This is a genomic window from bacterium (assembly GCA_030649025.1).
In the GTDB taxonomy this organism is placed as follows: domain Bacteria; phylum Patescibacteriota; class Minisyncoccia; order JAUYLV01; family JAUYLV01; genus JAUSGO01.
Genome location: JAUSGO010000037.1, coordinates 16,592 through 40,022, shown reverse-complemented (window position 1 = coordinate 40,022; position 23,431 = coordinate 16,592). Strand labels below are relative to the sequence as shown.

At 50.4% G+C, this 23,431-nt stretch carries 17 protein-coding genes; 15 read left to right on the top strand and 2 right to left on the bottom strand.

The window, feature by feature from the left end; all coding sequences use genetic code 11:
• Positions 1–192: hypothetical protein (locus Q7S09_05790; GenBank protein MDO8558657.1), on the top strand; the 192-nt coding region annotated here is incomplete at its 5' end.
• On the opposite strand, the gene Q7S09_05785 is transcribed toward Q7S09_05790, so the two are convergent.
• Positions 161–2,122, bottom strand: coding sequence for a peptidoglycan-binding protein (locus tag Q7S09_05785; GenBank protein ID MDO8558656.1), 1,962 nt, complete (start codon positions 2,120–2,122; stop codon positions 161–163). The two genes, Q7S09_05790 and Q7S09_05785, sit on opposite strands and share 32 nt — an antisense overlap.
• Positions 2,123–2,205: 83 nt before the next feature.
• The gene (locus Q7S09_05780; GenBank protein MDO8558655.1) at positions 2,206–4,260 is read right to left on the bottom strand and encodes a methyltransferase domain-containing protein; all 2,055 of its coding nucleotides are present in this window, start codon (positions 4,258–4,260) and stop codon (positions 2,206–2,208) included.
• Between the two features lie 160 nt (positions 4,261–4,420).
• Between Q7S09_05780 and Q7S09_05775 the strand changes: the two genes are divergently transcribed.
• From Q7S09_05775 to Q7S09_05710, 14 genes are all read left to right on the top strand, one after another.
• Complete coding sequence (locus Q7S09_05775) at positions 4,421–5,395, top strand: hypothetical protein (GenBank protein ID MDO8558654.1); 975 nt, start codon at positions 4,421–4,423, stop codon at positions 5,393–5,395.
• A gap of 56 nt (positions 5,396–5,451) precedes the next feature.
• Positions 5,452–6,882, top strand: coding sequence for a hypothetical protein (locus Q7S09_05770; GenBank protein MDO8558653.1), 1,431 nt, complete (start codon positions 5,452–5,454; stop codon positions 6,880–6,882).
• 67 nt (positions 6,883–6,949) lie between these two features.
• Positions 6,950–9,652, top strand: a complete 2,703-nt coding sequence (locus Q7S09_05765; protein ID MDO8558652.1) for a hypothetical protein — start codon at positions 6,950–6,952, stop codon at positions 9,650–9,652.
• A 1-nt stretch (position 9,653) separates the two neighbouring features.
• Complete coding sequence (locus Q7S09_05760) at positions 9,654–10,316, top strand: hypothetical protein (GenBank protein MDO8558651.1); 663 nt, start codon at positions 9,654–9,656, stop codon at positions 10,314–10,316.
• A 59-nt stretch (positions 10,317–10,375) separates the two neighbouring features.
• The gene (locus Q7S09_05755) at positions 10,376–10,804 is read left to right on the top strand and encodes a PrgI family protein (GenBank protein MDO8558650.1); all 429 of its coding nucleotides are present in this window, start codon (positions 10,376–10,378) and stop codon (positions 10,802–10,804) included.
• Between the two features lie 32 nt (positions 10,805–10,836).
• A complete protein-coding gene (locus tag Q7S09_05750; GenBank protein ID MDO8558649.1) occupies positions 10,837–11,529 on the top strand; it encodes a hypothetical protein in 693 nt (230 codons plus the stop codon).
• 110 nt (positions 11,530–11,639) lie between these two features.
• The gene (locus Q7S09_05745) at positions 11,640–13,424 is read left to right on the top strand and encodes an ATP-binding protein (GenBank protein ID MDO8558648.1); all 1,785 of its coding nucleotides are present in this window, start codon (positions 11,640–11,642) and stop codon (positions 13,422–13,424) included.
• 87 nt (positions 13,425–13,511) lie between these two features.
• The gene (locus Q7S09_05740) at positions 13,512–14,090 is read left to right on the top strand and encodes a hypothetical protein (protein MDO8558647.1); all 579 of its coding nucleotides are present in this window, start codon (positions 13,512–13,514) and stop codon (positions 14,088–14,090) included.
• 123 nt (positions 14,091–14,213) lie between these two features.
• Complete coding sequence (locus tag Q7S09_05735; GenBank protein MDO8558646.1) at positions 14,214–15,461, top strand: hypothetical protein; 1,248 nt, start codon at positions 14,214–14,216, stop codon at positions 15,459–15,461.
• A gap of 97 nt (positions 15,462–15,558) precedes the next feature.
• A complete protein-coding gene (locus tag Q7S09_05730) occupies positions 15,559–16,986 on the top strand; it encodes a pilin (GenBank protein MDO8558645.1) in 1,428 nt (475 codons plus the stop codon).
• A gap of 18 nt (positions 16,987–17,004) precedes the next feature.
• Positions 17,005–18,207 carry a hypothetical protein gene (locus Q7S09_05725; protein MDO8558644.1) on the top strand — a complete coding sequence of 401 codons (1,203 nt, stop codon included), beginning with the start codon at positions 17,005–17,007 and terminating at the stop codon, positions 18,205–18,207.
• A gap of 108 nt (positions 18,208–18,315) precedes the next feature.
• A complete protein-coding gene (locus Q7S09_05720; GenBank protein MDO8558643.1) occupies positions 18,316–19,650 on the top strand; it encodes a M23 family metallopeptidase in 1,335 nt (444 codons plus the stop codon).
• A 10-nt stretch (positions 19,651–19,660) separates the two neighbouring features.
• Positions 19,661–21,622 (top strand): hypothetical protein, encoded by a 1,962-nt coding sequence (locus Q7S09_05715; protein MDO8558642.1) that lies wholly within the window; start codon positions 19,661–19,663, stop codon positions 21,620–21,622.
• Between the two features lie 24 nt (positions 21,623–21,646).
• Entirely contained in the window at positions 21,647–23,413 is a 1,767-nt protein-coding gene (locus tag Q7S09_05710; GenBank protein ID MDO8558641.1) for a hypothetical protein, read from the top strand.
• Positions 23,414–23,431 lie beyond the last annotated feature (18 nt).

Sequence of the window (23,431 nt, the reverse complement as noted above, 5' to 3'; positions counted from 1 at the left end):
AATTGCACACCGATGGCGATAATGATCAAGAAGCACCTCAAAAAACATCTTGGCAGTCTCACGAAGACCTCCTTTGTCAAAGAACTAACAAAACAAAAACATCCTATTCAGGATGTTAAATACTATCGCGCTATTTCTCTTCTGTCAATTTCAGATTCTGCTATTGCCTTAGAATTTGCCGGACCACTCTAAATTTTTGGAGATAGGTGATAGTCTCATTGCGCAACACCGTAGAGGCGATGGATGCAACTTGTTTCTGTTTTTGTTTAAGTTGCGCGTTTAGTGCGGTCTTCACGCTACCGGTCGCAGCTTTAATTTGCGCTTTAAGGCTTGCGACCTCCGAGTTCAATGTCTTTTTTGCCTCCGCCGTCGTCGAAACCCACTGCGGGCCAAGCACCGTGACTACTTTTTTCACGCGCCCCGCGCCGCCGTTGTATGCTGCGGCGCGTATTTCGGCAAGCACCCAGGCAAGATCCGCGGGCTCTTGCGCGATGCGCTCGCGTACAAGATTTTCAAGCGTAGCGCCCGACACATCGTGATAGAGCGCCATCGCCTTAATTGCGTTCACATGATTAGCCATGCCCGCTTCAAAACCGGGAAGAAGAGCGGCTGCCGGATACTGTTTATAGATGATGTTGTAGGTGCTGCGGATAAATTGCGCAAGTCCTAAAGCGCCCTTGGAAGAGCCGCTGAACTTGAACGCGTCTTCCCGGTTAGTGCCAAGTATCGTAAACACCTTGTTCACTACGCCTTCTTTATCCGGCGTGCGTCCGAATTCTGCCGGGTCGATATGTTCAATAATGGCGATATTCTTCAATTCATCCGGATCGGTAAGATCGGCGATGAGGCCGCGTCCGGTAGCAGACTGTATCTGTCTTGCGCCTAGATCCCCAAGCGCCTGTGTTATCACCCGATCAAGATATTGTCGGCCCGATGCTACAATTTCCGGAGTGCGGAACGCATCATTATACGGCACATACACTTCCTCATCGGGCGGATAAGTTGTCGTGCCGGTATTTGAATCAAAAATGGGGTAACGGTTTGCCAGCACCTGATATCCCGGAGGCGAAGTGACGAGGTACCGGGTATTTGCTCCATTGCCCGACTGGTAGTGGACAGAAAAACCGGCAGTTTCGGAATGCGCAATGGGAACCGTTACCTTTTTTTTGCCGACTTTTATTTTTGTACTGCCGATGGTCGCATGGATAAGCCGTATATCTCCCGTAGTCTCGTTCCATGCGGCAAGAAGCACGTCGCGCGTCACGGGTGCTGCGGCTCGCCAATTCTTAACAAGCGTCCCCGTCGACGGAAAGGAAAGACCGACTTTTTGCAAAGCTGCAAGCGTTTGCGGCCCCACGGTTCCGGGTTGGGAAAGCCCCTTTGACTGCTGGAAGGCTTTTACGGCCTGGGTGGTAGCCGGTCCGTAATTTCCGTTCGGCAGGACAGAGGCCGGAAAAAAGCCAAGTTGCTGGAGTTTTTTTTGGAGGGCGATAACCTGTTCTGCGGTCTTCCGAAATCCTCCGGCGCCAAGACGATGCTCCTGCGGATATAAAGGTGCTGCCGCGCGCAAAAGATCTCTTGCCTGTGCTATTTTTTTTAGAAGAAGCGATTCGGTCGGACTGGGTATCGGAGTGGGTGATACAGAAGTCGGACTTACGCCCGGAGTCGGGCTCGGGAACAATATTATTTCCGGAACAACCACCGTAGCGTAGCTGTCGAGCTCTGTCCGGTTTACATTGGAAACTTCATCCCAGACATAACCTCTTCCGAGAAATTCATCTGCGGACGGAATAAGCTCTTTCTGGCCGCTCACGATATCGTAAATGTCCGTGGAGCCGGCAAGACGCATGACGCGCACGTCCGGAATACCAAAAAGGATATCCGGATCGGCCTCTTTCACATCGGCCACACCTTTCCCGTAAGAGTTCAGCACCGCCTCGGTGGTAATGTGGCGTTTGCGGCCATTGGAGATGATGTACATGCGCTCGTCCCCCCCGGCGCGCCAAAAAGACCCTTCCGGGAATTCTTCTTGGGCGCGGGAAAAAGAAGCAACGAAAAAAGTTGTGACAAAAAAAATAAAAACGGCCGTCGTAATATTTTTTTTGCTTAGCATGTATGCCATACTATCATGTTTCTCACTTCGCGTCCATGGACGAAGAATAGAATATTTTTCAGGATTTTTTTCGATGAGATAAAAAATCTCCATCAAAGTTTTTCAGTCCGCTTTTTTACCTCAACGACCGCCAATAGCGATACTATATAAAAAATCGCGGCAAGTCCCCCAAGCAAGAGCGTGCCACCGATCATTACGGCATTCTCCGCAACGCCTCCCACAAGCGCTCCCAGAAGGTTCATTCCCAAAGCTTCTCCCGGACGTGTAGCGTCCCTGAATGCGCGGGAAAAAAGCATGCCGGAAAAAAATACGGGAGAAGCCAGAACAACTCCGGAGCCAAGAAGCTTTGGCGCAAACGAAAGTCCGGCAAGAATGCCCAGCGGGAAGAAGATACTGACAAGAAGCGACGCAAAAAGCATTCCGTAGATAATGTTCCGCGACGGGACGATCCGCATAAGAAGCGCATTTGCCAGCATCGCCATGAGAAGGAACGCAAAAATAGCCACGGTGTTGACCATCCATGTTGAACCGAAAAGCAAAGAGAGTTCGGTGACGGCTTTCGTTTCAAGCAGTAAAAATGCCGCGCCAAGCATGAAAAAATGGATGTTAGATCTTGTCCAGACAATTGTCTTCTCGTCCGCCGACGTCCTTCTCGGAAAAAGCACGGGCTTGGAAAAGAAATACGCAAGCATGAGCAGAAAAAATATGATGCCGTAGGAAGCGGGAATCGTGCGGGAACGCAGGTACAGGAACGGCCAGCGGTCGGTTGCAAGGGAAAGTGCGGCTCCGGTTCTCTCAAATTCTTCATTGATGATCGGAATATGTTCAAGTCGGGGATGATCCCTGCGGGATCCGGAGACAAACACCGTCCCTCCGCCATCATAATTCGTAAAGTACGTTTTTGGAGCTTCCCCGAATACCTCTTTAAGCATCCGGTAAAGGCGCGCGCTCACAAAAAGTTTGCCGGTTCCATGAGCAAGCACCAGCGTTCCCCCCGGCAAAAGCAGATTCTTGGCTTCCTGCAGACTTTCAACGGTATAGACGTAATTGTCGAGCCGCAGTGAAGAGGAATTGGCAAGCAGGGTATGCGAATCGAGGTACGCGAACACCACCAGGTCGTAGCGAGCCTTGGTTTTTTTCAAATACGCGCGCGCATCGTCCACGTGCACAAAAACCTTCGGGGAATCATAGGGTTTTTCCGGATGATACGATCTGCCAATCTCAAGGATGGTTGGATCGATTTCTACGGCATCTACGTGTTCTGCGCCGTGCCGCAAGGCGGAAGCCACGTCGTTTCCCGTCCCGGCTCCTAAAATAAGCACATCTTTTGCTTCGGGACGTACCAGATACGGAAGGTCATAAGTGAGCAGTGCCGAGCTGTTCGGTTCCGTTTCAGGATGTTTTTTGAAAAACGCGTCAGATAAATCCAAGATCTTTTGGTGGTAATCATAGTTTACCGAAAGATATATGGCCGATGACCGCTGTTCTTTTTCAAGCGGCGGCCGCTCTTCAAGAGAAATGCGGTAGTAGGGAGACCAGAGCGTTCCGGAAGGGGAACTGATGAGCAGAAGGGGAATTGCAGCAAGAACGACACAGTCAAAAATTTTATTTCGATGAAAAACGAAAAGCAAAATCGAGCCGACACCGACCCAAACCCACGGCGGCGTGCCCAGGAATGCCAAGAGGGAGAACATGCCGATTCCCGCGATGCTTCCTGCAAGGTCCGTGGCATAGCCCTTGAGCGTCGGAAGACCTTGAAGATACCGGCCGATACGGCTGCCAAGCGGTATGGAAAAACATACCACAAGCGCCGAGATAAACGTGATGATTCCCACGTAGCGCAGAAGCTGCATGAGAGGAGAGCTCTCAACGTCAACTTTCCCCCAAATAATGTAGTCGAATGTGGGGAAAGGAAGATGCGTCAGGTTAAGTTCTGGTGCAAAACGCATCAGCAAAAAAAGCGCAAGCATCGTGAAAGGAAAAATCCGCGTAAAAAACTTCTCGCGCTCCCCAAGCACCATGCCAAGCCCAAGCCCGAAGAAACATGCGACAAGTGGCAGGTTCTTAAGGTATGAAAAGACCCGTATCTCGCTTGAAAGATATCGGATAATGACCAGTTCAAAGTATAGGGCAAGAAAACTTGCCAAAAATAGAAGAATATATTGTGATGAGTTTTTTTGGCTATTTTCCACGAAAACGACGATTTTAAACAGTCCTGTCGTATCTTACCACATACTTAAATCATCTTAATTACGTGTGGATAAGTATATGAAAAGGCTTTGATAAAATGGTGATATACTAAATACCATGGGTGTATTGTTGAAAAAAGAGCAAATAATCGCTTCAGTTATCCTTTTTACGTGCGCGGGCATTGCTATTTTTGTGCTGTTTTTTTCTCAAGGACCCGGAAGATTCCCTCAAAAAAGCGTACAGCCTTTTGCGGAGGAGCAGTATGAAGATATGGATGCGGATTATGACGGCCTGATAGACGAAGAAGAGGCACGCACGCTCACCAACCCGGGAAACCCCGATACGGATGGCGATGACTACATGGACGGCGAGGAGGTTGCTCTGGGCACCGATCCGCTCGATAGAACGAATTTTCCCCGAGACACTTCGCTGAATTCATTGATCGCCGGGGAGCAAGACGCGCCGTACAGCGATCAATTTATAGGAACCCTTCTTAACGATGTTTCCGAAAACGACCGCCTCTATATTACCGAGTCAACAAGCACGGATGAGGTCCAGTTCAAACTGGGATACAAGCCAGAAGATATTGAGCAGGTTGCTTCAACCCTCACAGACGCCTTCCTTCAAAATCCGGAAATTGCAAAAATCCGGCAACTGGAAGATGCCGAACTTGTCGTCTCGAACGACAACAGTGCCGAAGCGGTTGGAATCTATATAAAAGGGCTTTTTGCCATTGTTTCGGAAAAAAATGCCGTAAGCGACATTCAGGAATTTCTTTCCGGAATTGGGGACGGAGTTGCGGCTGGAAACGGCAGTCTTGCGCCGGAGCTCAAGACGTTGGCAGAGACACAAATCATTCCGGCGCTCTCTCTCATGGAAAAAAATCTACGCACGCTCCCGGTTCCCTCAAGCTGGAAAGAAATGCATAAGGATGAGATCGCTATTATCACAGCGCAACGGCTCGCCATCTCGTACATCACGGATACCAAAAACGATCCGCTTCGCCCCTTTTATGGGCTGGCCATGCTTGTGAGCGTTGGTGACGATTGGGATGCTTGGAAAGAAAAAGCAATAGAGATGCTGAAGGGATAGGATTGTACAAATTTTACCGGAACTATTTTATTATATCAATTTGAATCTTGCTTATTATGAAGACTTTACGCAAAACAAGACCGTATGTTGCCATCCTATTATTTATTTTCATGCTCGGTGTTGAGTTTTCATTTGGCCTCCTCTCCGCACCAAAACAAGCAAAAGCCATAATACCCCTCGTTCAGACCGTCCCCGAATCAGTTATTGGCGTAGTCGCTGCGAGTCACACGGCAGCTGATACTCCCAGAACATTAAGAGAACAGGTTCTCAATCCTATTGCAAAGGGAGTCGCACAAGTGGCCTCGACCTTATTTTTGCGTTCGCTTGCCGATTGGGTGCGCAGGGGTTTTAAGGGCCAGCCGCAGTTCGTTAAAAATCCGGAAAAATTCTTCAAAAGACTCGTGAGCCAAGCACTGCTCACGCACAATCTGCGTGCCGCCGCTTCACGTCTGTGCTACCCGTTCGGCACAGGAACGCCGAGCATTACGATTCCCGATATTCCCGGATATCCCCGGCTTAAATGCACCTTAAAAAATCCCTCAAGGGCAAGAAGCTTTTTTAACGATTTTAGCCAGGGCGGGTTTGATATGTTCAACCAGATCCTAAGGCCGGAGAATAATTTTTACGGGCAGATATTGCTTCTCAACGATGAGAGAACCTTCGGGGTCCAAGACAAGCGCAAACAGGGGGAGCTTGAACAGATCTCGTCGCAAGGATTCGTTGGGATAAAAAACTGCGCGGTAAATGTGGCGTTCGCTTCGGTGGTGAACGGGAAAGATTTTAAATCGGAATCGTGCGCGGATTTTGAAAATGTAACGCCGGGAAGCGTTGTGGCAAAAAAGGTCTCTGCGACGCTCGAACAGGATGTTGGAGGCTGGGTCAACGTGCATGAACTGTCCGACCTCATAGGAGCAGTGGTCAATGTATTGCTCAATAAACTTATCGGAACCAAGTTCATGTGTCTTTCCTGTGCGGGAAAAACTCCCGCGAAGGGGACGACGATTAATGTGGGTGGCAGTATGCCGCCGCAGTGCGTATCGGCAAAAAAGGGCGGGACCTGCGCCGATGGAAAGTGGGCATGTTCTGATAATACCGCAATCTGTAGGGACACCAGCGCACTCTGTGTGTTTGACGCGAATGATGGCGGCAGCGGATGCGCTAGTGGTAATTGCGTGCAGTGTGGCGGTTCAGGAGGAGGGACGTCTGGCGATTACTGTAATAGTGATGCTCAATGCCCGAATAGCGCATCGTGCCAAAGAGTGACAAAAAATTCACCCACAACCTCGGGAAGCTGTAGGTGTGTTGAGGGCGTTGCTCGGGGAGGGGCCGGCAGTTGTACTGCGCTTTGCTCTGCTTGTCCGACCGGCGATTATAGCTGCAAGGAGACTCTCACTGGAGGCATTGGCGGATGTTACACCAGCGTTGCTAATTGCCAATCCGCCTGCTCCGCTGCCTCTGATCCCGAGTGCGCCACCCCCTGCCCATAAATAAGTAGGCGGGAATCGCTCAAATTTCTTCGGGATTGTAATACGCGATTTTCTCGCGGGCAAACTAATGCTGTTAATACTTCATCGCATTGGGATATTTCTCAAAAAACTCTCTTGGATGGAGAGAGGATTTCTTTCAAAGCAAAAAATAGTTGCTTTGTTTTTTGCGCTTGGCGTGGGGGCGGCGCTTTTTGTTTTACCCGGTTTTGTATCTTTTGCAAAAGCAGTGGAAGAAAACATTAGTGGGGCGGTTCTTCAAGGAGCCGGGGAGCTGTCTGATGCTATCCTTGGACCCTTATTCGCGCCCACTACCCTAATCCTGTATGCCGTATCATATATCATCATGTTGCTTGGCGCGGGGGCGATGAATTTTGCGGTCGTTGTCATCGACACCGTTTTAAACGTAACAGATATTACCAATGTAGCCATCGTGAACGTAGGCTGGCGCGTGTCGCTTGATTTTGTAAATCTTCTTTTCATCCTCATTCTCTTGGTCATCGGATTTGCAACCATATTCAGGCAGGAGACTTATGGGCTTAAAGCTCTTCTGCCGCGCCTCATCATCGTGGCGCTTCTCATCAACTTTTCCAAGGTTATTGCGGGGGTGATTATTGATGTAGGGAATCTTCTTACAAGCTTCTTTTTGCATCCGGGCGGCACCGAACGAATTCCGCTTGGAGACGCAATTATGAAGCTCCTGAATGCTTATAAGCTTTTTGCGCCGAGTAAGGATTTTTGGGATACGGTTACAGATACAGCTAAAGCCGTTTTTTCAGTTTCGACGCAAGTAAAGTTTATTTTCTCTTCACTTATGGGCGCGATGCTCATGTGGATCGCCGCTATTGGACTCCTGTTGGCCTCGCTCACGTTCATTGTGCGTATTGTGATGTTGTGGCTTCTTATCATTTTCGCGCCCTTTGCCTGGATCGCATGGATACTTCCGGGAACGCGCCAATATGCCCAGATGTGGTGGAGTAATTTTCTTAAATGGGTGTTTGTGGCGCCCATCATGGTGTTTTTTTTCTACCTGCTTGCGGCATACGCGCAAGAAATTAATTCGCTAGGCATAAGCCCCTTCACTGGTAGTGTTGCAGACTCTCCCATTGCAAAAACCATCTCGGGAGTTAGCGCAAACCTATTTCTTGCTTCGGTAAAATATATCATCCAGTACGCCATCGTTATGGCTTTTATTTTCGCGGGTCCTTGGGCGGCGCAGTCTATCGGCGGCATGGCGGCTAGCGGAGTTATCGGCATTGCGGGAGCAGGACAACGATGGGCGATGGGGGCGATGTCACGGGGTGCCGCTAAAGGAGCGTTGGCGCCCGTGAAATATACTGCCGACCGGGCAAAGGAGCGCGCCGCGCCGTATGCAGAGAAGGCCGGAAATTGGCTTGCTAATAGTCCCCTGGCCAAGTTACCCGGCATGGGTGCTTTGTCCCGCGGAATGATGGGAGCCGGCGAGCAAAACCGCGCGGCAATTGCCGAAGCCATGAAGAAATATGCCTCCCTATCAACCGGCACGCTCGCCAACACCGCAGGCACCATAGACTCGGCTAATATAACCGACCGCATGGCCATCGCCACGCTTCTTGCCCAGCGCCGAGACCTGAACGAGCAGACGCCGGAAAACCAGAAAAAAGCCAAGGAAGAAATCAAGAGCGCTATTAATGTTGGCCGGGCGACATACGACTACGAGACCATTAAACCCCTGCTTGCCGCTATGCCACACCTAGGCGTAACCGACGAAGAAAAACAGAAAGGCGTTCGTGAGGCAAGGCGAACGGGGACCATGGAAAATATAAGCGAGGAATCGCTGAAGGACAAGATTGTCGTGGAAGCTATTGAAAAAGAGCTTGGAGAAACTCCGCAGGCCATGTATCGTTTTGGAGAAAAGCTCGGTGAAAAGTCACGCGAAGCGCTCATCACCGGCCTTGCGGCAAAGTTCACCACCGGTAACACCGCGGAGGATTTCAACGCCAGCAATACGAATTCTCGTGAAGCGTTTCTTATGCTGCGTCCGGAAAAGTTTCTGGAGGGCATCACTGACTCTAGCGGTGCGGTGAAAAAAGACTTCGGCAAGTCTATCGCTATTGGCATGAAAGACGAGAACCTCGAACGATTCATCTCCTACAATGCGACCACCATTGATCCTGTCACCAAAAATAAAGTTCTTACATCAGATGCCGTTGATCGGTATAAGAAATTTGAAGAGCTTCGCGGTACCATCCATATCCAGGAAACAGACAGGGCATTCGATAAGTCCGGCATTCATGATCTCTATGAGCAGAATCTAAAGGCGAGACTTGACGCTGATCGCACAGCGGCCATTGCGGCAAATGACGCGAACGTGTACTACAACGATAATAACGCCAAGCGCATGGGTATATACACGATGGCGAGCGGCAATACTGAGCCGTTCAACAACTCCGGTGCCGGTGCTGATAAGAACGGTCTGGACTGGCAAAAAGAATCGGGAGAGGCAAAACGCAGTTTCTTCTCTACGCTTAAGAATGAAGATATGGAAACGCTCGGCCGAAAATCCAATAAACACCCGACCGCTCGCAAAGAAGTGGCGGAGGCCGCCCGAATCAGCCAGTTATCATACTTCCTGGAGAACATCGACCAGAAAGAACGTATCAATACGTTCAAGGACGCATATAATAAAAACAGTAAAAACAAGGCGTGGCTATATCAGGCAGGGCGCGATGAGTATATGCAATATCTTGCGGCTCAATGCGGTATAAAATTACCGGTACCAAAGAACCCCTAATATGGAATTTCCAATACCTCCAATAGAAATATCCGATACCGTATTCCGGATGCTCGTGAGAGAAGAAAACTTGGCGTTTCTAGATTCGCTCGAGAAAAAATATTCTCTGACCGAAGAACAAGCTTCTTCTCTGACCACAATTATAATGCATGTAACCATCGGCACGTTGCCCACGCAGAAGCTATCCGCAGCGATTAAAGAAAATCTTGGGATAGATTCCGAAAAGGCAAAAATGATTTCTCTTGCCATCCTGCAAGATCACCTCTATCCCTTCTGGCCGCTCTTTCCGGATATCGATGCCACGATAAAAGAGCTTGGCGGAAAAATTCCGGCGGAGAAGCCTGCGATGCCAAGGCTCGGCGGAGAGGAGAAGAAAGAAGAAGCCGTGGCGTACCCGGAAATGCAGTCTGGAGGAACATTGGAAGTTCCGGAGCTTTTTGGAGGTATGGAAATTCCGGTGCCCCCGCTGCCGCACAGCGCTTCCGGCCAACTAGCATCGGGCAACCGCGCGCTGGAGAGAGACGTGCCATGGACGCCTCCGGAGAAAAATAAATTTGTCGCGCGCCCGGGAGATATTTCGAAATTACTTGAGAAAAATTTGATACAGAACCGCCAGGGCGCAGAACCAAAGATCAAAGGAAATGTTGTTGATCTGAGTCAGTAGCTTATAAAGAAGAGAAGGAAGGCCCGGCCCCCTATAAGCTATGACCTATCAGCTAAATCATGCATTATAACGTTCCGCAATTCATTGAAGTGGAAGACAAGATCATCGGGCCGCTTACCATGAAGCAATTTTTGTGGCTGCTCATGGGCGGGGGCATTGTTTTCATTTTGTATTTCACCCTGAAGTTCGGCGTTTGGGTGCTTGCATCCCTATTTATCATGGGAATTTTCTCGGCGCTGGCGTTTTTCAAAATATACAATATGCCACTGCATGCGTTCATCGGGTCATTCATGCGTTATAGCCTTATGCCGCAAATATTCATTTGGCAAAAAAAGGCAGAGGGGCCGCTCCGCGAGGTACCGGAAAGAGTCATATTTGAAGACGCGCTTCGAGCCGCCATACCGCAAAAGCCGAGGCCCCAGCAGGGGAGGATACGGGCGCTTGCCTGGCAGCTTGACATGAAAGGAGAAGCGGAGGAACTGAAATAATATAATTTGTATATTCGTATCGATACCATTGTATGCCAACAAAACGAGGAAAATTAGTTACCGAAGAAGCCAGTTCAACCCAACAGTTTGTCACCGTTGAGAATTTGAAAGACGGCGTAATCACGCTCAAAAACAAAGGCATGCGCATGATCGTGATGTGCTCTTCCATAAACTTTGACCTGAAATCACAGGAAGAAAAGGACGCCATCATCTACCGATATCAGGCATTTCTTAATTCTTTGGATTTTGCCGTTGAGATCTCCATAAATTCCCGCAAGCTGAACATTGAGCCGTACGTTGAATTCCTCAAAGGAAAGCTCGCCGAACAATCCACCGAACTTTTACGTATCCAGATCGCCGAGTACATTGATTTCATTCAGAGCCTTGTGCGCCTTACGAACGTGATGACCAAGAACTTCTATGTGACGATCCCATTTGCTCCGATAGAAACGAAATCCGAAGGGATGTTTGAAAAGTTCATGGAAGCGGTCTCCGGCATAAAACCGGAGAAGAAAAAGAAAGCGGAGGAAGAACAGGAAAAATTTGAAGAGTATCGCACGCAGCTTCTGCAGCGCGTGGATCACATTATCATGGGTCTAAGGGGGGTTGAAGTGCGGGCGGTACTTTTAACCACGGAAGATATTACGGAACTTCTGTATCTGCTCTATAACCCCTCGGAGGGCGAGAAGGGAGTGAGTTTCAAGGAACCCGGATCCGCTGTTTAAGAATCACTAATAATGCGAATAGTACGCGAATAACGCGAATTCACGAATGCATACATTCCTATTCGTGAATCTGTAGATTCGTGAAATATCTGTAAATTCGTGATTAATATATGGAGAAGGACATTACATCAAATGTAGGCGAACTTATCCAAAAAACGGTTGACCAGCCGTCCGTGCAGGATTTGATCGCGCCATCGGCCATTAAAATAACGCCGAACTATCTGCAGATCGGCACGCGCTTATGCCGGACGCTTTTCGTATTCTTGTATCCCCGGTATCTCAACACGGGGTGGTTCTCGCCGATCATCAACGCGGACCGGGTCATGGATATCACCATGTTTATCCATCCCACCGATGTTGCAGAGGTGCTCAAAAAACTTCGGAAGAAACTTACTGAAGTGGAATCGCAGATAAACATTGAACGCGAGAAGGGGCTGGTGCGCGATCCCGTGCTTGATACGGCGCGACGCGACATTGAAGACTTGCGGGACAGGCTTATTCAGGGAACCGAAAAACTTTTCAGATTCGGACTTTATGTGACGATTTACGGTGATACGCCAAAGGAACTTAGTGATGTTGAGAGTCTTATTATCAGTACTCTGGAGGCGCGTCTTATTTACGCAAAATCCGCGGCTTTTCAGCAGGACATCGCGTTTCAATCGGCTCTGCCGTTGGGAACCGACAATCTTTTCGTGAACACCAACCTGAATACCGCGCCGCTCTCCACGTCATTTCCGTTCGTTTCGTCCACCTTCACCTCGGACCGCGGGATTCTCTACGGCCTTAACCGCCACAATAATTCTCTTGTGCTCTTTGACCGGTTCGATCTGGAAAACGCCAACATGACGATCTTTGGAAAGTCGGGAAGCGGAAAATCGTACGCAATAAAGCTGGAGATATTACGTTCGCTGATGATAGGCAATGACGTTATCGTCATAGACCCGGAAAATGAATACAAACATCTTGCCGAGGCAGTGGGCGGCACCATTTTCAACATTTCCATTGCCTCACCCTATCACATCAATCCCTTCGACCTCCCGCTTCCCCGTCCCGACGAAGGACCGCAGGAGCTGTTCAGGGGAAACATTATAAACCTCGTTGGCCTTTTGAAGATTATGCTCGGAAACATATCTTCGGAAGAGGAGGGCGTGCTTGATAAAGCGGTTATAGAGACCTATGCGTCGCGCGATATTACGGCAGAAACTAATTTCGCGAACATCACTCCTCCCTTAATGCAGGACCTGCAGACGGTGCTCTCCAGCATGGATGGGGGATCGGGCATCGCCAAGCGCCTTAGCCGTTATACCGAAGGGTCGTTCGCGGGATTCGTGAATCAAGCGACCAATGTGGACATTAAGAACAAGCTTGTGGTGTTTTCCGTACGGGACATGGAAGAAGAGTTGCGTCCCATCGCCATGTACATCATTCTTCAGCATATTTGGAACATCATACGTTCGGACCTGCGCAAACGCATTATTGTGGTGGACGAGGCATGGTGGCTTATGAAATACCCCGAAGGCGGCTCCTTCCTGTTCGCCATCGCCAAGCGCGGACGGAAATATTTTGTGGGCCTTACCACTATTACGCAGGATGTGCCGGACTTCATGAACTCAAGCTTCGGAAAACCTATCGTAACAAATGCCTCCATACAGTTTTTGTTCAAGCAGTCTCCCGCGGCCGTTGATGTTGTGCAAAAAACATTCAATCTTACCGAAGAAGAAAAATACCTCCTGCTCTCAAACGACATCGGAGAAGGACTTTTACTTGCGGGCTTAAAGCATATCGCAATGCGAACCATCGCCTCCTACACCGAAGACCAAATTATCACGTCAGATCCCAGCCAGCTGCTTGCGCTGCAGAAGGCAAAAGATGAATTTGCCGCCGCCGAAAAGTAGCTAAATGCTCAATCGCTAACCCCCAAGATGTCTTATTCGGATCAAGTGCTATAAGCTAAAAGCTATTAGCTATCAGCTTCCCCAATCATGCCCGATGAGCCCCAACCATCCCAAGATCATTCCGCAGAACTTGCGCAAGGTCGTTTCGCAAGCATGCGCGACCGACTTACAAAGAACCGCCAACAAGCCAGAAAGAAGCGCATCACGGCAAGTCCGCCGAATTCCGGAGAATATATGCTGATTGGAGCCATTGCGGTCCTTAATGACGGTCTTGACTGGATATCATTCATTTTTACTTTTACGGGCGTTTGGCTTCTTATATTGAAAATTATTGACTTTGCAACCTCGGCGGCGCTCGGTATTTGGTCAGTCGCGCGCGGCGTAAAAAAACAGGGCTCGGGCGGTGGCACCATAGCCGGAAGATTAAAAAACCGTGTCCTGAGATGGATTGCCACCACCGTTATTGAAATTATTCCCTGGGTCGGGGAAATTGTGCCCACATGGACTATCCTGGTACTCCACGCTTACTGGGAACATAAAACGGCGTATGAGACTGCCCAGAGCGAGCGTAGAAATGAACAACAGGAGGCAAGACAACAGGAGCAGTATAGCTATCGCCAGGAAGAGCTTTCGGCGCAACACGAGACGGCGGGAGAAGCGGCATAAACCAGAGAAAGAGCCCCTAGCTTTTAGCTGATAGCTTATAGGTGAAAAATATTGGATAAGATGATTTCTTCTCCCAATTAATTCTATAAGCTAAAAGCTATTAGCTATAAGCTGAACATGAGTATGCATTCTATTTCAAAAAACATAATTGTAGCGCTTCTTGCGGCATTGTTGTTTCTGCCGCTTTCTTCCGGCCGCGCCCAGGACATTTCTATGCCCGATATTGACGCGCTCATCGAACAGTATCTTAAGGGTTTTGCCGCTCAACTCCCCAAAGACCAGAAGGGTCAAATTGATACCTATAGAAAATACATAAAGGATTCGATAAACAGCATTCTTCCGCCCGGCGTTCTCGAGGAAGAACTTAGAGCTATTCAGGAAGCCTTTCCCGGGGATGAAACTGCTTCGGGCCGGGAGGCACCCGTTACGCAAAGCACAACCGATCAAGCTCTTTTGCTTAATGCGGATCCGCAAAGCCCATTCCCGAAAACCCGGGTAACGGTGAGCGCGGACTTTAATGTCGCCGGAGGATTTCAGTTCCCGGACTTGGAGAAAGGCGCTTCCACAAACTACCAATGGTTCCTGGACAATAAAGCCATGCCGGCCTTTTCCGGCGTCGGGCAAAACACGCTCTCATTCACATCCGGGGTTTTGGGCACCATACACTCGGTGCGGATGCAGGCGCGTCTTGCCGGAGGCAGAATAATACAGGCCGCACTTTTGATACCGGTTGTTGATGCGGATATCGTCTGGTATACCGATAGCTATACTCCGCCCGGGTATCGCGGCAAAGCTCTTCCCACCCTGCAAGGCTCTATCGTGGTGTCGGCCCAGCCTTTTGTGCCTCCCGCATTCGGCCTTCTCGACTACACCTGGACCATAGATGACGATACGCCGCTTGATGCTCTCGGTATCGGGAAAAATCAGGCGCTCATCGGATTTCCCTTCTCCAGCCACACGGTTTCGGTGCATATCACCGATCTTGCGGGGAACATCGATATTTTCAAAGAGATCGTTATTGAGCGCGCCCGGCCGCAGGTGGTTTTTCATCAAATACGGACGGGGAAATACGACCGTGATGACGCTGGGCGCGGATCATTTCAGGCGGCTCCCGCAGGAAAATTTTCTGCCGTTGCCGTTCCGTACTATTTTAACGTGCAGACCCTGCGCGGCCTGCGCTTTACCTGGCTGTTCGATGAAAACACGCTTCCCGAAGCCGCGCGGAATCCCGACGTATTCACGCTCAATATCGGTCAGGCAAAACTCAAGGCAGGAACTCAAATAGAAAAATCATTGCAACTCACGGTGGAGAATAAAAATCCAAAAAGAACGGAAAGCGGAGAATTTTCGGTGCCGATAACCATCCGATAGCTGCAAGAATTGAAAATTTCTGATTGCGGATTGCGAATTACGGATTTGTTTTTTTGCAGAATTCGTAATTCGTAATTCGTAATTCGGTAATCACCTAATGATACGCTCATGGTCGAAAATAGTACTTGGTATCGCGGTAGTAGCTCTTGGGCTGGCAGCGTTCGGTCCGACCGTGAATGCCCAGCCCATAACAGATATCGGTGGCTACAAGCTGATAGTGCCCTTGCCGGGGATTGATGGCGAATCTGCTCCGGGAAACCTTGCCGAGCTTGTTCGTTATATATATCTGTGGCTCATGGGGATTGTGGCGCTTGCCGCGGCCATCATGCTTCTTTATAGCGGCGTGCGGTATGTGCTTGCATCAGGGAGCCCGGGAGGGGAGCAGGATGCAAAAGACCAGATCTCGCATGCGCTTCTTGGTTTTTTGGTGGTGCTGGGAAGTTACCTCATTCTCAATACCATAAATCCGGACCTGGTGAACTTCTCCGCAATAAACACCGCACCCCTTACACAAACCGTTCCGAACACCTTTCCACCGGAAGAAGATGCAAAAAGCGAAGGACTATGTTTTCCTACCGAATCATCACCCGAAGGCTTGGGAGGCAGGGATTGCGGAGCGATAGGCAACGGCTGGATTGATAACCTCGGCGGCTGTAATGGGTTGTGCAGCGCATCGGAACGTTGCTGTGCCTGCATCGTGGGGGAAGATTGCGATCCTATGAATCATTCGTGCACGAAGAAGGATAACGAAGGAGGCACTGCCGTATCTCCCGACGATCCAGCCGTGTGCGGGCCGTTCCTTGTTGCCGATTGCATGAATTCCTGTCCTGCCGATTTTCCCGATTGCACGCTGGGAGATTCCTGCTCGGATCCTACGGCACAATACTTTACGTTCGAAATTATTTCCCCCCTGCCGCCGACCGGCGGAGGCACGGTGACGCCGGTCACGCCGGACCAGCCTCTACGCATAGACGTGCGGGCACCATCGCAAGTGGTGACGGTCGGCATAAAGGTTTATAATGAAAGTTCTGCGGAAGTTTATTCCGGCGTATGCGCGCCGGTTGCGGGGAGTTGCGGCGTGATATGGCAGGAAGGTATTACGGGTCCCGGCATACACAGAATAGTCGCTCAAGGGAAAGACGCTTCGGGGAATGCTATAGCGAACATGTCCGACACCCGGCGTGTTTGCGGAGACTGCGGTCCGGTAGCTTCGTTCACGATATCGGTTGTTACGGGCGATGGTACGATGTTATGCCCCAACGGTTCCTATTTAGTCGGGTCAAGCGGAGCCGCGCGCGTTAAGCTGGATGGCAGCGCATCTACTAGCCCCATTGCCGCCAAAATCGAAGGCTTTAACTGGACCGACAAAAATAGTGTGCCGCTCTATACCGGGATACAGCCGGCAAAAACGGTTGAGGTACTACTTCTTACCAATGATACTACCGTTACGTTGACGGTTTTCGACCAGTACGGTGCCTATGGATCGACATCAAAAAGTGTCAGCGTAGTAGAGACCTGTATCTAATTTAATTTCTTATTTTCTATGTCCCGAAGACGCAAAATCATAATCATCGTGCTTGCAGTTGCCGCCATCGTCGGAGCCGTATATTACTTCTTTTTCTATCGGGGAAAAGAGTCTACTCCGGAAGCGCCCACAACCCGCTTCGGATTTTTACCCGAAGCTTTAAACCGGTTGCTCGGTGGATCCCGACCAAGTCCGCAGCCGTCTTTGCCAAAACCCATCTCTCCGGAAGAACGCTTGCGGCAAAGATTGTACCGTGTTTCGAACGAACCGGCATTTGTTCCCGCGATTGCGCCTTCAGGAAATACCGTCCAATATTTCACCCGCGCGAACGGCATGTTGTGGCAGGCGGATTTCGAAGGTTTGCATCAACAGCGCATATCGGATGTTCCGCATCAGAACATGGTGGAAATTGTGTGGTCGCGCTCGGGTGATAAAGCGGTTTTCACCGTCATGGACCAAACCGATGCACCGCGAAAATATTTTTACAATGTTGCGGAAAAAAAGGCAACGGAACTTAACAAGTACATACGCGAAGTGGCGTTTTCTCCCGGGGGCGATAAGATCGTCTATCACTATCTCAACACCACAAACGGCGACGATATCATTGCGGTCGCAAATCCCGATGGTTCGAACTTCAGAACTTTGTTCCACCCGATTTTCGACGACTTTCTTCTTTCCTGGCCCAAGGAGGACGCCATTGTTGTACAAACAAAACCCTCATACGCTTCCGTGACGCATTTATATGCACTTAACGCACGAACCGGCATACTTACCAAAATTCTCCCGCAGGACTATGAGGGCCTTGACGTAACGTGGTCGGGAGACGGCTCGCGCCTTTTTGCTTCCCGCACAACTTCCGACGGAAATATGATGCACGCCATTGCGGGAACGCTTTTCCAGACGCAGCCCAGAGAACTTTTTGGCATCGTAACACTCGCACAAAAATGCGTCTGGAGGCGGGACAACGCCACCGTTATTTGCGCCTCGCCCCTAGAGGTTCCGGAAGACCTGCAGTTTCCCGAAGATTATTTTAAGGGAATATTCATAAGCGCGGATAACGTTTTACAGGTAAACGTGGAGACGCTCGCAAGCCGCACCATCATTCGCTCCCAGGAGACATTTCCGGTTCTTGATGCGATAAACCCCATACTTGCTCCCGACGAATCTCGGATATTTTTCGTGAATCGCCGCGATGGATACGTATACGCATTACGATTGTAATCGTAATGCATAATTTAAAAATAAAAAATCAAAGATCAAAATTAAGGAGTGGAAGTTTTTCTTGCAAGAAAAACTTCCACGATATTCAAAAACTTTTCATTTTGAGATTTGCATTTTGAGTTTATTATGTATGCGCTTCTTGCCGTACTACTCATATTGCTCTGGGAAAGCGGAACCGTTTTTGCCGCTTCCTTAAGCCTCAATCTTCCTGCAGTGGGCGGGGCGGAGCCGGGCAAAAGCCCGGCGGCTTTTGTAAATTACATCGTTGTCTTCTCCTTTGTGTTCGTGGGAGCCTTGGCGCTTGTAGCACTTCTTGCAGGGGGCTTCCGGTACCTTACCGCTGCGGGAAATCCCAGCGCCGAGAGCGACGCGAAAGACCGTATCAAATCGGCGATATTCGGGCTTATTTTTGTGCTTGCGGCAATCTCCCTTCTCTATACTATAAATCCTGACTTTGTACGCTTAAGGAATCCCGGCATACCTATTCTGGAAATACCAACAATAGTGGTCATTCCTCCGGACGATGTTCCGGAGGGAAGCTGCCAGCTTTTGAGCGCCGCGTGGGACAACAACCAGGCGTGCTATAATGAAGTAACAAAAGCATTCGATAGGGTATCCATGGTTGTGCAAGGAAGAAACTGCGAGGGCTGGGGCGTTTCGCTTAACATTGTGGACGCGAGCGGCGCTACCATAAATCAGCCCGTTCCCGTTGTTTTATTTGATTCTTCAAATGTGGTTCAGGAGCAGTGGCAACCGTTGAAAACCGGAACGTATACCTTTATAGCAAGAGCCGGAGAAGGAGATGCCCTGACGCAGAAGGCCTCGGGCACGCTCTTGGTAAAGGACGGACTTTGCGTCAATACCGGCGGAAATTGCCCAACTGGAGGAGCTGTACCACCAATAAATTATGGAGATTATGCCATCACCGTAAACAGTTCTTTGCACAAAGCGCCCGGAAGCGGGCATGGCTGGGTATCGTGCCAAGACCCCGACTGTGCGGTAGACTTGCGTGTGGGAAAAACTTGTGAGGAAGCACATGAAAATGCTTTACGGGGCGTACCGGTATTTGCGCCATTTTCAGGAAAGGTGATGAGAAATAGAAGCTTGGGTTCCCAGGGCGAGTTTGGTCGTTATATTACTATCACCTCCAAGGGATTGGAGTGTGTAGACGACCCCTTCTGTGCGGTGCTCGCACATATTGATCCAAGCGTAGCTGTGGGCGATACGGTTCAGGCCGGTCAACAAGTCGGTGTGCTTACTACCTGGGACTGTGGACCTAATGTATTCGGCCCACACCTTCATTTTGAACTGAAAATGGATAATCAATGGATTGTAGGTAACGGCGGCAATGCGTTTGACGGCATCGCAACGGTTCCCGAAAACTCATTGTACACCATAGACCGCAATCAGCGCACTGCGCTTGCTGCTTGCACCGGAAGTTAAAATTTTGTAAATGTTCAAGTCCGCAATTGCCCAAGTCATCACATCCCTTCCCGATGTTACGGGAGCACCGGAGCCAACAAGTCCCGCATCGCTTGTGGCGTATATTTTTTACTTTGCGTTTAGTATTGTAGGCATAGCCGTTTTTATCGCATTCTTGATAGGCGCGATCCGGTATTTTTTTTCCGCAGGGAATCCTGCTGTTGTAAGCGACGCTAAGGACCGCATGTTGCATGCTTTCCTGGGCCTTGCGGTTTTTCTCTTTTCCGTTATTTTTCTCTACACGCTCAATCCAGATTTTTTGAAGTTAAGAAATCCGGGGTCGGGGGGCCTCGGTTCGCCGTCGCAAGGACCTGCCGGCGCGCCGGGAGATTCGTGCAGGTTTATTTCGGCGCAATGGGCCGGCACTGCAGTCCCCGGCGCGGAAGTCGGCTTGGTGGTGGTGACGGAGGATTGCGATGACGGTATTCCCGTAGCCTTCCGTATCGTGGAAACCGGCATGGCACTTAGCGGGACGGTCCTAGGGAACGAAGCATCTTCAACATGGATTATCCCTCTTGCGTCTACAGAGACTTCATACTTTTTTGAGGCGACGTCGGGGGAAGAAAAAATTATTTCCGACGCACTTGAGGTCGGACAAAACGCCGGAGCCCCCGGACCCTTTTCGGAAGCATGTTTAAATACGGCAAAGGGAGATGCGCTTCCCTCAAGTTGTGTCTTGCCATGTGCGGGAACGGTTACGTCGCCCAATTTCACCTATACGTGTGACGAAGCGATAGAGAGAGCGGCTTCTAAATTTGGTATCCCGCGGGCTCTCATTGTGGCAATCATGCGCAAAGAATGTCCAGGCGGGAATCTTGACTGTACTACCCCAGATGGCGGATGCGGTCTTATGGGGGTAAATCCGCAGATACTTTTTGATCCAGCCTCCGAGTTCAAGGCGTGCCAGTATCTTTTTGGTTCTGGCGCAAGCGATATTACCCAGGCCTGTCCCATTATGGTTTCCAATCCAGATATCGCGATAGCCGTCGGTGCCTGTATTCTTGAGATTGATATGCGAAGCGCCGAGCGGTTCAAAAGTGAAAATAACTATCCGCCGGGCGAAATCCAATATACTGCCGCCGCGTATTACGGCGGAGTGGGCGTGAATGCCCCAAGCTGCAGTTGCCGAAACAGCGGTTCTGATGCGCTCCCGGCCGGCTGCACGCAATCAACCTCAACCATATGCGGAAATTGTTCCACCACGATACCCCGCTGGATGTGCCCGTTTGATTCTTCAAGCCTCGGCGCGTGTCAGGCAAACACCAGCTACACAGAAACCAGAAAATATGCGGCTACGATAGATTCGTACTTTGCGTTCTACACCTCCGACTGTCCTCCGCCTTCCTCGACAGTGCTTCCAACCCCAGCGCCAACCCTCACGCCTGCACCAACCACAACCCCCACGCCTACGCCAACTCCTACTCCTGTAGTATGCAGCCAGACCCTTCTTTCCAAAACTATTGCCGTAGGCTGCACAACCACGACGCTTTGCAGCGGATGCGGGACCGCAAGCTGTACGCAGGCTCCCGGCTCACTGCTTTGTAGGGCTACCGGGAACTGCAATACGGGCATGGTTGATGTGGCTCAAGCCGCCGGGGTGACCTATGACCAAGTGCAGAATATTTCGCTGAACAGCTGGACGACAGATGACAACGGGCAGGTCGGATACTCGGACGGAAGCGGGTACACCGCAGTGGGACAGTGGTGGAATTGTACATGTGCGTGCTCAAAAGAATCCGGTTCGCAGTGCGGGACAACCCAGGGCAGCTCCGGGCCTCTGGGGAGGCATCCATACGTTTTTGCGTATAATAAGAACGAGTGCAATGCCAACGGCTGCAACATATGGGGTGCGGTAAATAGTTCCTGGGCGGTAAGATACATTACCTGCAACACAGGATGTCATGCAGCCGTCGGCTCATGCGTTCCGGATTAAAGCGATTAAATTCGTTTTCTGCGTATGGGAAAAATTTTTAGAAAGTTTGCTGAAGCATTAAGCATGTTTTTTCTAGGCATGCTTCCGGTTGCAGTGTATGCAGAAACTTCCTTTATTTTGCCTCCGGTAGGCAGCGTTACGCCGGACTCTCCCAGTCAACTTATCCACGTCATATATCTCTATGGGTTGGCGACCGTCGGTATTGCGGGTTTTGCTGCATTTTTCTACGGCGGCGTGAAATACTTAACAGCCGTCGGGAACCCCACCAAGGCCGAGGACGCCAAAGATCGCTTGGTGCATGCGCTTCTTGGATTTTTGGTTGTGGTGTTTGCGGGCGCCACACTCCGCTTTATCAATCCGGATCTTTTTAAATTTATCGGTTCCGGCGCACCGGGCGTTTTTGAAGGAGTTGTAAGGCCCATTGACTTTCTTCCCGGAGGGGGGTATCTAAGCTGTAAAATTCAAGGAGATGCGGGAACATTTTGCGCTCCGACCGAAGAAGGCACCTGCGGGGATGACTCGCAATGCGCTCCCTGTATCGGGCGCGTGGAGGGAGATGCCTGCGTTCAGGCAAAAACCGCGGAGGGTGACTTTGAATATCTTTCCTGTGTTTCGGATATTCCGTGCAATACCGCATCGGGCGGTACGTGCCCCGCAAATTATCCCTGCTCGGAGGTCACGGGCGGATTCAGAAGTGAATGGGAGGTGGCACCTGACAGCAAGTGCCAAGATCCTGAACGTCCCGTTGAGTGCATTGATGGGGCGGATTTTGTTTCCGCTACACACGTGTGTTGTTCAAAGAATTCTCTTGGAACTTCCGCGAGCGCGCCGTCGCAAGAAAATCTTGAAGTGTCATGCTTTGCGACGCCAAACCCTTCTTCGGCAAATATGGAGGACGGCGTGCATTTCGGCATTCACGCAAATGGAATGGGGAGTTATGATTGCCGCTGGTCGGGGACATTTGAGGCAATCGGGTGCAATCCCGAATATGTGTTTCCGCTTCCGGGAAACTACACCCAAAGGGTGGAAGTAACGGACCTTACCACCTTCCAGAAAGTTACAGCAACTTGCACCGCAAACGTCGGTCAGTTCCCGTTTACCATAACTAATCTTCGCACCGGAACAGATGCGCTGCCTGTCAGGTTCTGTCCCGACGATCCATGGGAGCTTCGTATTGATTCGGCGAGTAAGGACGAGGATGTGTTTGTGAAGATCTGGAAAGACGGCTTTCTGCTTCAGGACTGGGTTTCTCTCGGCGGAGCCACGCTCGACGGTACACCGCTTGGTTCCTACACGGGGGTGCTTCAAACCAAGACGGATAGCACAGGTTCATGGTCTTTATCGGGGCAATTCAAGCCGGATCTTATCGCGGATTGGCAGATACAAACCCGCGTCCGCGGCGTGGAGGGCGACATTATAAGTTTTCAGGTAAAGCCCTGCATGATCCTGAAGGCGGGAGGAGCCGAACAGCGGACCATTTTGCCAAATCCGGATTTAACCCCCATTTGTGTTGAAGAGCCCTGGACCCTGGAGGTTCTCGGTCCCGCCGGCGCCGATGTATGGATACAGCAAACGTTTAACGGGAGCGTGTGGAGTGATTGGACGAATTTCAGCCCCCCGCAGACCGACCCAACTACTGGGCATTGGTTCACGAGCGGGAACTTTGACCGATGCCTCGTCGGAGATTGGAGCGAGCAGGCGCGCCTTCAGGATGCTGCGGGCATAGAGCGTTTCTCGGACGAACTCACTTTTTCGGTAAAGTCATGCCTTGATTCCTCCCCCTGCCCCTGACCGCCGCCCCCGCGCCTT